Here is a 14,337-nt window from a genome sequence, read left to right on the forward strand (position 1 = left end):
CCTACTCTTCCTCTGAGAATGGATCGCGGTCTGCAACCCCTTGCTGACGATCTTCCGCGCCAAGAAACTCTTGCGGCACCAGCGTTTGGGCGATAATGCTCAGCAGCGGTGCCCAGCTGTCCGGCTTTGCCGGATATTTGGATAAAATCACGTTGCCCTCCCGATCGCGACGGATATAGACACGATCCGTATCAAATTCAAATTCCACCGGTAACCTCACCGCCTGATTTCTGCCGTTTTTAAACAGCTTTGCGATTCTTTCCATCTCGACAACCTCCACAGCAGGCATAGGCCAAAGCATATGCCTGTAGCGTGTCGATGCCAAGATGTATCGCTCATTTTTCATCCACATTGACGAAACGGCCAAACCGTAACGCACAATCTCACGGGGTGAAACCCTGTTCCCCTTGTTATGCGGCGCACTGCGCAATCACCGCGCCTTCCCTTAGCTTCCCGTGCGGCGCCAGGTTCACCGAATGAAAACTCCGCGCCGGCGCAAAAAAACTGCGCATTTTTTCGACTAAGCTGCTGTGAGGTTTAGCCGCCGATTTTCAAGCGATTGGCTACACTTACATCACGAATCGGAACCTACAGGAGAAGAACCATGGCAATCGGTCATTATGAGCTGAAAAAAGCAAAGAACGGACAGTACCACTTCAACCTGAAAGCCAGTAACGGCGAGATCATTCTGGCCAGCGAGATGTATGCCAGCAAAGCCTCGGCGGAGAACGGCATCGCTTCGGTGCAGACCAATTCACCGCACGAAGCGCAGTACGAACTGAAGCACAGCACCAGCAATCAGCCCTATTTTGTGCTGAAGGCAAAGAACCATCAGGTGATCGGCGTCAGCGAAATGTACAGCTCCGAAAGCGCAGCCAAAAACGGTATCCAGTCGGTGATGAAAAACGGCCCGACCACCGATATCCGCGATTTGAGCGCCTGATATTTCCCTTTCTCCCGCGCGGTGGCCCGCCGCCGCGCATTTTCCGTTTGACCAAGATCAATCTCCCCTGAATAAATCCGGTTAACTGCTGATTTCTTGCCGCGCTGCGGCTACAATTCCCCGCTTTTACTGCGCCATCAGGTGGCGTGGTGCTGACCTGAAATCAGACCGAGACACACTATGTTTACACCGGAACTTCTCTCCCCGGCCGGAACGCTGAAAAACATGCGTTACGCCTTCGCGTACGGCGCCGATGCGGTTTACGCCGGCCAGCCGCGCTACAGCCTGCGGGTGCGCAACAACGAGTTCAACCACGAGAATCTGGCGCAGGGCATCAATGAAGCCCATGCTCTGGGCAAAAAATTCTACGTGGTGGTAAACATCGCCCCGCACAACGCCAAGCTGAAAACCTTTCTGCGCGATCTGAAGCCGGTTATCGATATGGGCCCGGATGCGCTGATCATGTCCGATCCCGGCCTTATCATGATGGTGCGCGAAGCCTTCCCGCAGATGGATATCCACCTGTCGGTGCAGGCCAACGCCGTTAACTGGGCGACGGTGAAGTTCTGGCAGCAAATGGGCCTGACCCGCGTGATCCTCTCGCGCGAACTGTCGCTGGAAGAGATCGCCGAGATCCGCGCCGAAGTGCCGGACATGGAGCTGGAGATCTTCGTGCACGGCGCGCTGTGCATGGCCTACTCCGGCCGCTGCCTGCTGTCCGGCTACATCAACAAGCGCGATCCCAACCAGGGCACCTGCACCAACGCCTGCCGCTGGCAGTACAAAGCGGAGGAAGGCAAAGAGGACGACACCGGCAATATCGTGCACCTGCACGAGCCGATCCCGGTGCAAACCGTCGAGCCGACGCTGGGCATCGGCGCGCCGACCGACAAGGTGTTCATGCTGTCTGAAGCGCAAAAGCCAGGCGAATATATGAGCGCCTTCGAAGACGAGCACGGCACCTATATCATGAACTCCAAGGATCTGCGCGCCATCCAGCACGTGGAGCGTCTGACGCAGCTCGGCGTGCACTCGCTGAAGATCGAAGGCCGCACCAAATCCTTCTACTACTGCGCCCGCACCGCCCAGGTCTACCGCCGCGCCATCGACGACGCGGCCGCCGGCAAACCCTTCGATCCGACTCTGCTTACCACGCTGGAAGGCCTGGCGCACCGTGGCTACACCGAAGGCTTCCTGCGCCGCCACGTGCACGAAGCGCAGCAGAATTACGACTACGGCTCCTCGCTCTCCGAGCGCCAGCAGTTCGTCGGCGAATTCACCGGCGTGCGCCGCGATGGCTGGGCGGAAGTCGACGTGAAGAATAAGTTCGCGCTCGGCGACAGCGTCGAGATGATGACGCCGGGCGGCAACGTGGTGTTCACCCTCGAGAGCATGCAAAATAAGAAAGGCGAGCCGATTGAGGTGGCGCCGGGCAACGGCCATATCGTTTATTTGCCGATCCCGCAGGATATCGATCTCAATTATGCGTTGCTGATCCGCAATTTGGCGGAAGAAAATAGCGCCGGGGCATAAAAATGAATCGCCGTCATTCGGCGGCGATTTTTAGCAAATATTAGAATTGGATCACATCAATGTGCGCGCAGCTTGGTTACTATCACGCTGCTTAAAACGAACAACGAAAATATTTGCATAGCAATACTAGGAACCACCTCCTTAGCCGGCCCAATCTCCCTTGGGCTGGCTTTTTCTTTATGGGTGCGCCTATTTTTTTCGCCGCGCCGATTTCCATAACTTATTCCCGTTATCCGTTTTAATAATAATAATCACGTCGCCTCGATATATAAATAACGCTACAGCGATTAATCCTCTCGTCTTTAAAACCTGGCTTATTTCCGGGTAAAATTCAGATAAATTCGCCTTGTTTCTTATTCACTGAACGCCGGGAAATAACCAGAATTAGCTGAATATTCTGATGGCCTGGTGGCGGCAGCTGGTTTATCTTGAGGCATTCTTGGTTTTCCGCCGGAGGATATCGGCAATGCCTCAACACTCACATGCGCCCGCCCTGCTTATCATCAACGGCAAAGGCGCCGGTAACGAAGAGCTGCGTCAGGCGGTCAAACGCCTGCGCGCAGAGCAAATCACGCTGCACGTGCGCGTGACCTGGGAGCACGGCGACGCCGCGCGCTATGTCGCAGAAGCCACGCAGCTCGGCGTCGGCACCGTCGTCGCCGGCGGCGGTGACGGCACCATCAACGAAGTGGCCGCCGCGCTGGTGCAACTGCCGGCGCACAACCGGCCGGCGCTGGGCATCCTGCCGCTCGGCACCGCCAACGACTTCGCCATGGCCTGCAACATCCCCCCTTCGCCGGAACAGGCGCTGCAGCTGGCGATCAAGGGCCGCTCGGTGCCGATCGATCTGGCGAAGGTCAACGGCGAGCGCTACTTCATCAACATGGCCACCGGCGGCTTCGGCACCCGCATCACCACCGAAACGCCGGAGAAGCTGAAGGCGGCTCTCGGCGGCGTGTCCTACTTCGTGCACGGCTTGCTGCGCATGGATACGCTGCAGGCCGACCGCTGTGAAATCCGTGGGCCGGACTTCCGCTGGGCCGGCGAGGCGCTGGTGATCGGCATCGGCAACGGCAAACAGGCCGGCGGCGGCCAGGAGCTGTGCCCCAGCGCGCTGATCAACGACGGCCTGCTGCAGCTGCGCCTGCTGATCGCCGATGAGCTGCTGCCGGCGCTGGTCGCCGCCCTGTTCAACGACGAAGAGAGCAACAGTATCCTCAGCGCGGCGCTGCCGTGGCTCGAGATCGACGCGCCGCATGAGATGACCTTCAACCTCGACGGCGAACCGCTCAAGGGCCGCCATTTCCGCATCGAAGTGCTGCCGCAGGCCATCGAATGCCGCCTGCCGCCTAACTGCGCCCTGCTGGGCTGACCTTGTCGGGCGCAGCCGCTGCGCCCCGTTTCTTCCCCCGTTTACCCGCTTCCGCTCGCGATCAAATGTGATCCTCTCCGGCAAATTCATCAAATCATACTTGTATGGTAGTTAGTTCATGACGTATTTTCGCGCTATCTCTCCGCAGCTACAGGATGTGAAGGTTATGAAAATCGTCAACGCCGAGGTGTTCGTCACCTGCCCGGGGCGCAATTTTGTCACGCTGAAAATCACCACCGATGACGGCATCGTCGGCCTCGGTGACGCCACGCTAAACGGGCGCGAACTGTCGGTGGCCTCTTACCTGAAAGATCACCTCTGCCCGCAGCTGATCGGCCGCGACGCGCAGCGGATCGAAGACCTCTGGCAATTCTTCTACAAAGGCGCTTACTGGCGGCGCGGCCCGGTGACCATGTCGGCCATTTCCGCTGTCGACATGGCGCTGTGGGACATCAAGGCCAAGGCCGCCAACATGCCGCTGTATCAGCTGTTGGGCGGCGCCTCGCGCTCTGGTGTGATGGTGTATTGCCACACCACCGGCCACTCGATCGACGAGGTGCTCGACGACTACGCCAAACATAAAGAACAAGGCTTCAAGGCGATCCGCGTTCAATGCGGCGTGCCGGGTATGAAAACCACCTACGGCATGGCCAAGGGCAAAGGCCAGGCCTATGAGCCGGCCACCAAGGGCGACTGGCCGGAAGAGCAGCTGTGGTCGACGGAAAAATACCTCGATTTCACCCCCAAACTGTTCGACGCGGTGCGCAACAGGTTCGGCTTCAACGAACATCTGCTACACGACATGCACCACCGCCTGACGCCGATCGAAGCGGCGCGCTTCGGCAAAAGCGCCGAACCGTATCGCCTGTTCTGGATGGAAGATCCGACGCCGGCGGAAAATCAGGCCTGTTTCCGCCTGATCCGCCAGCATACCGTCACGCCGATCGCCGTCGGCGAGGTGTTCAACAGCATCTGGGACTGCAAACAGCTGATCGAAGAACAGCTGATCGACTACATCCGCACCACCCTGACGCACGCGGGTGGCATTACCGGCATGCGGCGCATCGCCGACTTCGCCTCGCTGTATCAGGTGCGCACCGGCTCCCACGGCCCTTCCGATCTGTCGCCGATCTGCATGGCGGCGGCGCTGCATTTCGATCTGTGGGTGCCGAATTTCGGCGTGCAGGAATACATGGGCTATTCCGAGCAAATGCTCGAGGTGTTCCCGCACAGTTGGACGTTCGACGACGGCTATATGCATCCGGGCGACAAGCCGGGCATCGGCATCGAGTTCGATGAGAAGCTGGCGGCCCGTTACCCGTATGAACCGGCCTACCTGCCGGTCGCGCGTCTGGAGGATGGCACCTTATGGAACTGGTAAACACCATGCGCAGCGTCGTGATCGAACAGCCCGGGCGCCTGGCGCTGCAGACGCGCGCGCTGCCGCAGCCGGCGGCCAGCGAGGTGCGGGTCAAGGTGAAATTCGCCGGCATCTGCGGCTCCGACGTCCATATCTATCACGGCCATAACCCGTTCGCCCGCTATCCGCGGGTGATCGGCCACGAGTTCTTCGGCCTGATCGATGCGCTGGGCAAAGGCGTCGATCCGGCGCGCCTCGGTGAACGCGTCTCGGTAGATCCGGTGGTGAGCTGCGGCCACTGCTATCCCTGTTCGGTCGGCCGCCCCAACGTCTGCACCTCGCTGCAGGTGATCGGCGTGCACCGCGACGGCGGCTTCAGCGACTACGCCTGCGTGCCGGCGCGCAACGCCTATCCGATTCCGCTCGTCATCAGCGATCGCCACGCCGCGATGATCGAACCCTTCAGCATCGCCGCCAACATTACCGCCCATCTGCAACCGCGCCCCGACGACATCGCGCTGATCTACGGCGCCGGGCCGATGGGGCTCACGGTGATCCAGACGCTGAAAGGCGTGTACGGCGTCAAGCAGGTGTGGGTCGTCGATCGCATCGCCGAGCGGCTGGACATGGCGCGGGCCAACGGCGCCGACGAGACGTTCAACAACGCCGAGGCCGCATTGCCGCAGGCGCTGCAGCAGCGTGGCATTCAGCCGACGCTGATCGTCGATGCCGCCTGTCACCCCACCATTTTGCCGGAGGCGATCAATCTTGCCTCGCCGGCGGCGCGCATCGGCATCATGGGCTTTTCCGGCGACGCCTGCACCCTGACCCAGCAGAGCATCACCAGCAAGGAGCTGTCGATCTTCTCCTCGCGCCTGAACAGCGCGCGCTTCCCGCAGGTGATCGGCTGGATGGCGGACGGCAAGCTAGACCCGCAGCGGCTGCTCACCCACTGCGTGCCCGCCGACGACGTCGAACGGGCGATGCTGATGTTCGAGCGGGATCAGCGCACCTGCTGCAAGGTGCTGCTGCAGTTCGAGTAACGCCAAGGCAGCATCGGGGCATTGGGCGGCACCCGCCGCCCGTGCAAACAACGAAGCATCACGATTAAAACGACACCCAGTGGAGTGCTTTATGTTTAAAAACCTGCGTTGGACCATCGTGTTCCTGCTGTTCATGGTCTACATGATCAACTACCTCGATCGCGTAGCGCTGTCGATCACCGTGCCGATGATCGAACAGGATCTGATGCTGAACGCCGAACAGTTCGGCCTGATCTTCGGCAGCTTCTTTTTCGGCTACGCCATCTTCAACTTCATCGGCGGGCTGGCGGTCGATCGTTTCGGCCCGACGCTGGTGCTGGGCGTAGCGGTCGGTCTGTGGTCTATCTTCTGCGGCATGACGGCGATCGCCACCGGTTTTTACTCGATGCTGATCCTGCGCGTCCTGTTCGGCATGGCCGAAGGGCCGATCTGCGCCTCGGCCAACAAGATGATCAACGGCTGGTTCCCGAAGAAGCAGGCGGCGACCGCCATGGGCCTGCTCAGCGCCGGTTCGCCTTTGGGCGGCGCGGTGGCCGGGCCGATCGTCGGCTATCTGGCGCTGGCGTTCGGCTGGCGACCGGCGTTTATGATCATCTGCGCCATCGGCATCGTCTGGATGCTGGTGTGGTTCTTCGTGGTGGCGGATAACCCGGCGAAAAGCCAGCGCGTCAGCGCCGAAGAACGGGCGCTGATCGCGCGGCTGAAACAGGAAAACCTCGGCGAGGAAAGCGCGCTGAGCGACGCCGCGCACGGGCTGGGTTATTACCTGAAGCAGCCGATCATTCTGGTCACCGCCTTCGCCTTCTTCTGCTACAACTACATTCTGTTCTTCTTCCTGAGCTGGTTCCCCTCGTATCTGGTGCAGGCGCACAACCTGAACATCAAAGAGATGAGCCTGACCACGATGATCCCGTGGATCGTCGGCTTCGTCGGGCTGGCGCTCGGCGGCTATATTTCCGACAAGATCTTCAACATCACCGGCAAATTGCTGCTGTCGCGCAAGATCGTGCTGGTCACCAGCCTGCTGGCGGCGGCGGTGTGCGTGGCGTTGGCGGGCACCGTCAGCAGCGTGGTGCCGGCAGTGATGCTGATGTCGGTGTCGATCTTCTTCCTTTACATCACCGGCGCTCTCTACTGGGCGATCATCCAGGACGTGGTGCATAAATCCCGGGTCGGCGGCGCCAGCGGGTTCATTCATTTGATCGGCAGCGTCTCCGGCATCATCGGGCCGATCGTCACCGGCTACATCGTGCAGAACACCGGCAAATTCGACAGCGCCTTTATGCTGGCGGGCGGCGTCGCCGCGCTGGGCGCGCTGCTGGTGCTGCTGGTGATCAAGGCGCCGCGCGCGACGGCGGGCGTGCAAATCTTAAAACCATAACGCCAGGCGGGGCGGCTTCGCCCCTTTGCTTACCTCTCCAGGGACATTGAACATGAGACTTTCCGACCACAGCGCGCTGCCGGCCGCCGTTCTCCGGCCCGGTTACGCACGTGAGCGCGTGAAACCGCGCATGGTGCATATCGGCTTCGGCGCGTTTCACCGCGCGCACCAGGCGATGTACGCCGACAGGCTGGCCAGCGAACACGGCAGCGACTGGGGCTACTGCGAAATCAGCATGCAGCACGGCCGGCAAAAGATCGCCGACCTGCAGCAACAGGATCTGCTGTTCTCGGTGGCAGAGATGGACGACGACGGCTTGCGGGGCCGGGTCATCGGCGTGGTGCGCCAGGCGCTGCACCTGCAAACCGACGGGCTGGCGGCGGTGCTGGCGGCCCTGACGCAGCCTGAGATCGCCATCGTCTCGCTGACCATCAGCGAAAAGGGCTATTGCCACCACCCTGCCAGCGGCCGGCTGATGGCGGAACACCCGGCGATCGCGCATGATATCGCTCACCCGGCGCAGCCACAGTCGGCGCCGGGGCTGCTGTTGGCGGCGCTGCGCCTGCGCCGCGAACGCGGGCTGCCGCCGTTCGCCGTGATGTCCTGCGACAATATGCCGGCCAACGGCCGGGTCACGCGTCAGGTGCTGCTCGACCTGGCGCAGCGGCAGGATCCGGCGCTGGCCGACTGGGTGCGTCAAGCGGTCGCCTTCCCTTCCACCATGGTGGATCGCATCGTGCCGGCGATGACGCAGGAAGCCCGCGGGCAGCTCCATGCTTGGTTGGGCGGCGTCGAGGATGAGGTCGGCGTGGCCTGCGAGCCGTTCAGCCAGTGGGTCATTGAGGATCGCTTTCCCCAAGGGCGCCCGGCCTGGGAAAAAGTCGGCGCCGAGCTGGTGAGCGACGTGCTGCCGTACGAGGAGATGAAGCTGCGCATGCTGAACGGCAGCCATTCGTTCCTCGCCTACCTCGGCTATTTGGCCGGTTATCAGCACATCGGCGACTGCATGCAGGATGCGGATTTTGTCCGCGCCGCCCGTCACCTGATGCTGGCGGAACAGGCACCGACCCTGCAGGTGCCGAACGTCGATTTGGCGCAGTATGCCGACTCGCTGCTGCGGCGTTTCCGCAACCGCGCGCTGAAGCACCGCACCGCGCAAATCGCCGTGGACGGCACGCAAAAGCTGCCGCAGCGGCTGCTGGACGCGATCCGCTGGCATCTGGCGCATGGCAGCCGCTTCGACTGCCTGGCGCTGGGCGTCGCCGGCTGGATGCGCTACGTCGGCGGCCGCGATGAGCAAGGCGCGCCGATCGACATCAGCGATCCGCTGCGCGACCCCATCGCCGCGTTGGTCGCCGGCAGCGAGGAAGGCCGGCCCCGCGTCCTGGCGCTGCTGCAGCTCGACAGCGTCTTCGGCCAGGATCTGCCCGACTCGCCTGACTTCGTCCGCGCCGTCAGCCACGCTTATCATCAACTGTTGAGCCTGGGGGCCAAAGCCGCCGTCGCCGCTCTGCCGCTTACCGACCGGGGGGTTTCCGATGACCGTCACCACGCATAACGCCGTCAATACCGGCAATCAACCGCTGCTGCGGCGCGTCGCCAGCGCTTCGGCCATCGGCACCGCCGCCGAATATTATGATTTCTTCGCCTACGGCACCGCCGCGGTGCTGTTCTTCGGCCAGCTGTTTTTCCCCAGCGCCGATCCGCTGATCAGCACGCTGGCGGCCTTCGCCACCTACGCGGTCGGTTTCCTGGCGCGTCCGCTGGGCGGCATCGTGTTCGGCCACATCGGCGACAAGGTCGGCCGCAAGAAGGCGCTAGTGATCACCATCCTGATCGTCGGCCTCGGCACCTTCTGCATCGGCCTGCTGCCCACCTATGAGCAGATCGGCATCTGGGCGCCGCTCGCGCTGATCTTTATCCGCGTGCTGCAGGGCTTCGGCGTCGGCGGCGAACAGGCCGGCGCGGTGCTGATGACCGCCGAATACGCGCCGCCGCCGCGGCGCGGTTTCTACGCCAGCTGGGTACAGATCGGCGCGCCCGCCGGTTTCCTGCTGCCATCCGGGCTGTTCGCGCTGCTGACCGCCGTGTTGTCGCCGGCGCAGATGCTGGACTGGGGCTGGCGCATTCCGTTCCTGCTCAGCCTGCTGCTGGTGATTGTCGGGCTGTTTATTCGCCTGAAGATCGACGAGTCGCCGGTGTTTACCCAAATCCGTGCCACCAAGGCGGTGGAGAGCCGGCCGGTGGTGGAAGTAGCCCGCCGCTATCCCGGCCTTATCGGCAAAGGGGTGTGCGCCAAGCTGATTGAAGCCTGCGCCTTCGCCATGTTCACGGTGATCGTGCTGGCCTACGGCAAAGCCAACCACCTCAACGAAAGCATTCTGCTGGAGGCGATGATCGTGGCGGTGCTGCTGGAGATTTTCGCCATTCCGCTGATGGGCCGCCTCTCCGATCGGGTTGGGCGAAAACCGGTGTACATCGCCGGCGCGCTGCTGCAGGTGGTGTGCATCGTGCCGTTCTTTATGGCGATCAACCTCGATAATTTCTGGGTGACGCAGATCGCCATGATCGTGGTGCTGACCTTCGGCCACAGCATGTGCTACGCGCCGCAGGCCTCCTACTTCCCGGAGCTGTTCCCCACCCGCGTGCGCTGCAGCGGCATCGCGCTGATCTGGCAGATCGGATCGCTGATCGGCAGCGGCATTCTCGGGCTGCTGGCGGTGAAGATCCTGCAGGTGACCGGCGGCCACTACTACGGGCTGGCGGGTTACATGATGGTGCTGGGCGTGGTGTCGGCCATCGGCCTGAGCCTGATGCCGGAAACCGCCCCTGGGCGGCGCAAGCAGGAATATCAGGATTGGCATCACTGAGTTACCCTACCCGGCGGGTGGATTTATCCACCCGCCCTCAACCAATAATCTGCTAGTATGGTGGCATTCGAATTCCAGCCAGATGCCTGATTGTCGCCATGTCTGAAACGTACAGTCTCACCAACAACGTCCCGGTCAACCAACAGATCTATCGCTTCCTGCGCAAGGATATCGTCGACTGCACCATCCCCCCCGGCACCCTGTTATCCGAGAAAGAGATTTCTACGCGCTTTTGCGTTTCGCGCCAGCCGGTGCGCGAAGCCTTCATCAAGCTGGCGGAGGCCGGCCTGGTGCAGATCCTGCCGCAACGCGGCACCTTCGTGATGAAAATCTCCGCCAAGCGCGTGGCCGACGGGCGCTTTATCCGCCAGGCGGTGGAATGCGCCATCGTGCGCCGCGCGGCCGAGCGCGCCACCCCGGCGCAGTTGATGACGCTGGAGCATAACCTGCACCGCCAGGCGCTGGCGGCGCAGAACAGGCAAACGCGCGAGTTTCTGGCGCTGGACGACGAATTCCACCAGCTGCTGACCCAGTTCGCCGACTGCCCGCTGGCGTGGGAGACCATCGAAACCATCAAGGCCACCATGGATCGGGTGCGTTTCCTCAGCCTGAGCGAAGTCTCGCCGCCGGAGAGCCTGATCAAGCAGCACTACCGCATCTACGAAGCGCTGAAAGCGCGCGATGCCGAGGCGGCGGAGCGCGCCATCCACGATCACTTGCAGGAGATGATCTACTCCATCACCCCAATCGCCCAGCAGAACACCGAGTGGTTCGAGATCGAATAATCAATCGTTTAGCGCGCCGGGGGCGATCGTCCCCGCGTATTTGGCCTCGCAAATGGCATTTCCTCTCAATCGCATCTATTGTTTGTCCTTGCCGGATCCAGTTCGGTAGTATCGCTTTACAGCTTCAATCACCGCTTTTTTACTGCGCCGGTGGTCAAAAACCCTTGCATTGCCGGTGTATGAAGAAGCTTAATCGGGAGTGAATCATGACTGATATTGTGCAGTTGCTAGGAAAGGAAGCGGAAGATCTGCTGCAACACCGCTGTACCACTATCCCCGCCGAGAATCTCTACCTGCCGGGCGACGACTTCGTTGACCGCGTAATGATCGATAACAACCGCCCCAACAGCGTGCTGCGTTCGATGCAAACCCTGTTCAACCACGGCCGCCTGGCCGGCACCGGCTACCTGTCGATCCTGCCGGTCGATCAGGGCATCGAGCACTCCGCCGCCGCCTCGTTTGCCGCCAACCCGCTGTATTTCGATCCGAAGAACATCGTCGAGCTGGCGATTGAAGCCGGCTGTAACTGCGTCGCCTCCACCTACGGCGTGCTGGCGTCGGTATCGCGCCGCTACGCGCATAAAATTCCGTTCCTGGTCAAACTCAACCACAACGAAACGCTGAGCTACCCGACCCAGTACGACCAGACCCTGTACGCCAGCGTCGAGCAGGCGTTCAACATGGGCGCGGTGGCGGTCGGCGCCACCATTTACTTCGGCTCCGAGCAGTCGCGCCGCCAGATCGAAGAGATCTCGATCGCCTTCGAGCGCGCGCATGAGCTGGGCATGGTCACCGTGTTGTGGGCCTATCTGCGCAACCCGGCATTCAACAAGGACGGCGTGGACTACCACTCCAGCGCCGATCTGACCGGCCAGGCCAACCACATCGCCGCCACCATCGGCGCCGACATCGTCAAACAGAAAATGGCGGAAAACAACGGCGGCTACCGCGCGGTGAAATTCGGCTATACCGACGATCGCGTCTACACCAAGCTGACCACCGATCACCCGATCGATCTGGTGCGCTACCAGCTGGCCAACTGCTACATGGGCCGCGCCGGGCTGATCAACTCCGGCGGCGCCGCCGGTGAGAACGACCTGCAGGAATCGGTGCGCACCGCGGTGATCAACAAACGCGCCGGCGGCATGGGCCTGATCCTGGGGCGCAAGGCGTTCAAGAAATCGATGAAAGACGGCGTGGCGCTGATCAACGCCGTGCAAGACGCCTACCTGGACAAGAAGGTCACCATCGCCTGATGTGACGGACCACCTGTCCCCAAGTCCGGCTCGCCGGGCTTTTTTGTGCCCGTTCCCCACTTCTCAAGCCGCATACCTTCTCTTTCTTTCACTTTAAACTTTCAAAATAAAATATTTATCTTTCAAAATGTGATCTATTTAAAACAAATAGCCCAACAAAGTGACTACTGTAAGGCCCATGGCGACAGAGCCGCCGTTCGCTCCAGGCCATATCAGTCCATTACAGGAGAACATAATGATTGAGCTAATCACCCACGGCGCCGAGTGGTTTATCGGCCTGTTTCAGAAAGGCGGTGAAGTGTTTGTCGGCATGGTGACCGGCATTTTACCTTTGTTGATCAGCCTGTTGGTTATCATGAACGCGCTGATCAAATTTGTTGGCCAGGAACGTATCGAACGATTGGCGCAGCGCTGCGCGGGCAACCCCGTGTCGCGTTATCTGCTGCTGCCGCTGATCGGCACCTTTGTCTTCTGCAACCCGATGACCCTCAGCCTGGGGCGCTTCATGCCGGAGAAATACAAGCCGAGCTACTACGCGGCGGCCTCCTACAGCTGCCACTCGATGAACGGCCTGTTCCCGCACATCAATCCGGGCGAACTGTTCGTTTACCTCGGCATCGCCAGCGGCCTTACCACCCTCGGCCTGCCGCTCGGCCCGCTGGCGGTGAGCTATTTCCTGGTGGGGCTGTTCACCAACTTCTTCCGCGGCTGGGTCACCGATCTCACCACCAGCCTGTTCGAACGCAAGATGGGCATCCGTCTGGATCGCCAGGTGCAACTTTAATTCGTGGAGTGCAGCATGAGTGCTTATATCCGTATTGAAAAAGGCGCCAGCGGCTGGGGCGGCCCCCTGGAGCTGCCGATAGAGCCCGGCAAGAAAGTGGTGTACATCACCGCCGGCACCCGACCTTCGATCGTCGATCGCCTCAGCGAATTGACCGGCTGGCCGGCCGTCGACGGCTTCAAAGAAGGTGAACCGCCGGCGGAAGAGATCGGGGTGGCGGTGATCGACTGCGGCGGCACCCTGCGCTGCGGCCTGTATCCGAAACGCCGCATTCCGACGGTCAACATCCACGCCACCGGCCAGTCCGGCCCGCTGGCGCAGTTTATCCTCGAAGACATCTATGTCTCCGGCGTGCGCGACCACAACATCAGCCGAATCGAAGCGGCAGATAGCCAACCCGCCGCCACCGTTGCAGCGCCGCCCAAGGCGCGCGACTACGACACCAGCAAGAAGATCACCGAGCAAAGCGACGGGCTGCTGGCGAAGGTCGGCATGGGCATGGGATCGGTGGTGGCGGTGTTCTTCCAGGCCGGGCGCGACACCATCGACACCGTGCTGAAGACCATCCTGCCGTTTATGGCGTTCGTCTCGGCCTTGATCGGCATCATCATGGCCTCCGGCCTCGGGGACTTTATCGCTCACGGCCTGACGCCACTCGCCAACAGCCCGATCGGCCTGGTGACGCTGGCGCTGATCTGCTCATTCCCGCTGCTGTCGCCGTTCCTCGGCCCCGGCGCGGTCATCGCCCAGGTGATCGGCGTGCTGGTCGGGGTGCAGATCGGCCTCGGCCATATTCCGCCGCAGCTGGCGCTGCCCGCGCTGTTCGCCATCAACGCGCAGGCCGCCTGCGACTTCATTCCGGTCGGCCTGTCGCTGGCGGAAGCCAAGCAGGACACCGTGCGGGTCGGCGTGCCTTCGGTGCTGGTCGGCCGCTTCCTGACCGGCGCGCCGACGGTGTTGATCGCCTGGGCCGCCTCGGCCTTCATTTATCAATAAGCTGATTTCCAGGG

At 61.5% G+C, this 14,337-nt stretch carries 13 protein-coding genes; 12 read left to right on the top strand and 1 reads right to left on the bottom strand.

Going from position 1 to position 14,337, the window contains the following annotated elements:
• Position 1: 1 nt before the first annotated feature.
• Complete coding sequence (locus tag REA38_RS21570; RefSeq protein ID WP_308886599.1) at positions 2-265, bottom strand: AbrB/MazE/SpoVT family DNA-binding domain-containing protein; 264 nt, start codon at positions 263-265, stop codon at positions 2-4.
• A gap of 339 nt (positions 266-604) precedes the next feature.
• Here REA38_RS21570 and REA38_RS21575 point away from each other — a divergent pair, with 339 nt between their 5' ends.
• From REA38_RS21575 to REA38_RS21630, 12 genes are all read left to right on the top strand, one after another.
• The gene (locus REA38_RS21575) at positions 605-943 is read left to right on the top strand and encodes a YegP family protein (RefSeq protein WP_060428609.1); all 339 of its coding nucleotides are present in this window, start codon (positions 605-607) and stop codon (positions 941-943) included.
• Between the two features lie 180 nt (positions 944-1,123).
• Entirely contained in the window at positions 1,124-2,476 is a 1,353-nt protein-coding gene (gene yegQ, locus REA38_RS21580; protein ID WP_033635545.1) for a tRNA 5-hydroxyuridine modification protein YegQ, read from the top strand.
• A 466-nt stretch (positions 2,477-2,942) separates the two neighbouring features.
• The gene (gene yegS, locus REA38_RS21585; protein WP_033635546.1) at positions 2,943-3,848 is read left to right on the top strand and encodes a lipid kinase YegS; all 906 of its coding nucleotides are present in this window, start codon (positions 2,943-2,945) and stop codon (positions 3,846-3,848) included.
• 166 nt (positions 3,849-4,014) lie between these two features.
• Entirely contained in the window at positions 4,015-5,229 is a 1,215-nt protein-coding gene (manD, locus tag REA38_RS21590; RefSeq protein ID WP_049213350.1) for a D-mannonate dehydratase ManD, read from the top strand.
• Positions 5,230-5,234: 5 nt separating this feature from the next.
• Entirely contained in the window at positions 5,235-6,251 is a 1,017-nt protein-coding gene (locus REA38_RS21595; protein WP_308886639.1) for a Zn-dependent oxidoreductase, read from the top strand.
• Between the two features lie 91 nt (positions 6,252-6,342).
• Positions 6,343-7,632, top strand: coding sequence for an MFS transporter (locus tag REA38_RS21600; RefSeq protein WP_107227829.1), 1,290 nt, complete (start codon positions 6,343-6,345; stop codon positions 7,630-7,632).
• Between the two features lie 52 nt (positions 7,633-7,684).
• Positions 7,685-9,190: a mannitol dehydrogenase family protein gene (locus tag REA38_RS21605; RefSeq protein WP_308886600.1), complete on the top strand. Its 1,506-nt coding sequence runs from the start codon at positions 7,685-7,687 to the stop codon at positions 9,188-9,190.
• Positions 9,171-10,502 carry an MFS transporter gene (locus REA38_RS21610; RefSeq protein ID WP_101427223.1) on the top strand — a complete coding sequence of 444 codons (1,332 nt, stop codon included), beginning with the start codon at positions 9,171-9,173 and terminating at the stop codon, positions 10,500-10,502. Before REA38_RS21605 ends, REA38_RS21610 begins: the two co-directional genes overlap by 20 nt.
• Before the next feature lie 98 nt (positions 10,503-10,600).
• A complete protein-coding gene (locus REA38_RS21615) occupies positions 10,601-11,287 on the top strand; it encodes a GntR family transcriptional regulator (protein ID WP_308886601.1) in 687 nt (228 codons plus the stop codon).
• A 206-nt stretch (positions 11,288-11,493) separates the two neighbouring features.
• Entirely contained in the window at positions 11,494-12,543 is a 1,050-nt protein-coding gene (gene fbaB / locus REA38_RS21620) for a class I fructose-bisphosphate aldolase (RefSeq protein WP_033635553.1), read from the top strand.
• A 235-nt stretch (positions 12,544-12,778) separates the two neighbouring features.
• The gene (locus tag REA38_RS21625) at positions 12,779-13,327 is read left to right on the top strand and encodes a PTS glucitol/sorbitol transporter subunit IIC (protein WP_004941528.1); all 549 of its coding nucleotides are present in this window, start codon (positions 12,779-12,781) and stop codon (positions 13,325-13,327) included.
• Between the two features lie 15 nt (positions 13,328-13,342).
• Positions 13,343-14,323: a PTS glucitol/sorbitol transporter subunit IIB gene (locus tag REA38_RS21630; protein ID WP_033635556.1), complete on the top strand. Its 981-nt coding sequence runs from the start codon at positions 13,343-13,345 to the stop codon at positions 14,321-14,323.
• The last annotated feature ends 14 nt before the right edge of the window (positions 14,324-14,337 follow it).

It is taken from the genome of Serratia sp. MF1(2023), from assembly GCF_030954545.1.
In the GTDB taxonomy this organism is placed as follows: domain Bacteria; phylum Pseudomonadota; class Gammaproteobacteria; order Enterobacterales; family Enterobacteriaceae; genus Serratia; species Serratia sarumanii.

Coding starts and splice junctions, on each gene's coding strand:
- REA38_RS21630 (WP_033635556.1), top strand. CDS start 13,343: ATGAGTGCTTATATCCGTATTGAAAAAGGCGCCAGCGGCTGGGGCGGC.
- manD (WP_049213350.1), top strand. CDS start 4,015: ATGAAAATCGTCAACGCCGAGGTGTTCGTCACCTGCCCGGGGCGCAAT.
- REA38_RS21595 (WP_308886639.1), top strand. CDS start 5,235: ATGCGCAGCGTCGTGATCGAACAGCCCGGGCGCCTGGCGCTGCAGACG.
- REA38_RS21570 (WP_308886599.1), bottom strand. CDS start 265: ATGGAAAGAATCGCAAAGCTGTTTAAAAACGGCAGAAATCAGGCGGTG.
- fbaB (WP_033635553.1), top strand. CDS start 11,494: ATGACTGATATTGTGCAGTTGCTAGGAAAGGAAGCGGAAGATCTGCTG.
- REA38_RS21605 (WP_308886600.1), top strand. CDS start 7,685: ATGAGACTTTCCGACCACAGCGCGCTGCCGGCCGCCGTTCTCCGGCCC.
- REA38_RS21575 (WP_060428609.1), top strand. CDS start 605: ATGGCAATCGGTCATTATGAGCTGAAAAAAGCAAAGAACGGACAGTAC.
- REA38_RS21610 (WP_101427223.1), top strand. CDS start 9,171: ATGACCGTCACCACGCATAACGCCGTCAATACCGGCAATCAACCGCTG.
- REA38_RS21625 (WP_004941528.1), top strand. CDS start 12,779: ATGATTGAGCTAATCACCCACGGCGCCGAGTGGTTTATCGGCCTGTTT.
- yegQ (WP_033635545.1), top strand. CDS start 1,124: ATGTTTACACCGGAACTTCTCTCCCCGGCCGGAACGCTGAAAAACATG.
- REA38_RS21600 (WP_107227829.1), top strand. CDS start 6,343: ATGTTTAAAAACCTGCGTTGGACCATCGTGTTCCTGCTGTTCATGGTC.
- yegS (WP_033635546.1), top strand. CDS start 2,943: ATGCCTCAACACTCACATGCGCCCGCCCTGCTTATCATCAACGGCAAA.
- REA38_RS21615 (WP_308886601.1), top strand. CDS start 10,601: ATGTCTGAAACGTACAGTCTCACCAACAACGTCCCGGTCAACCAACAG.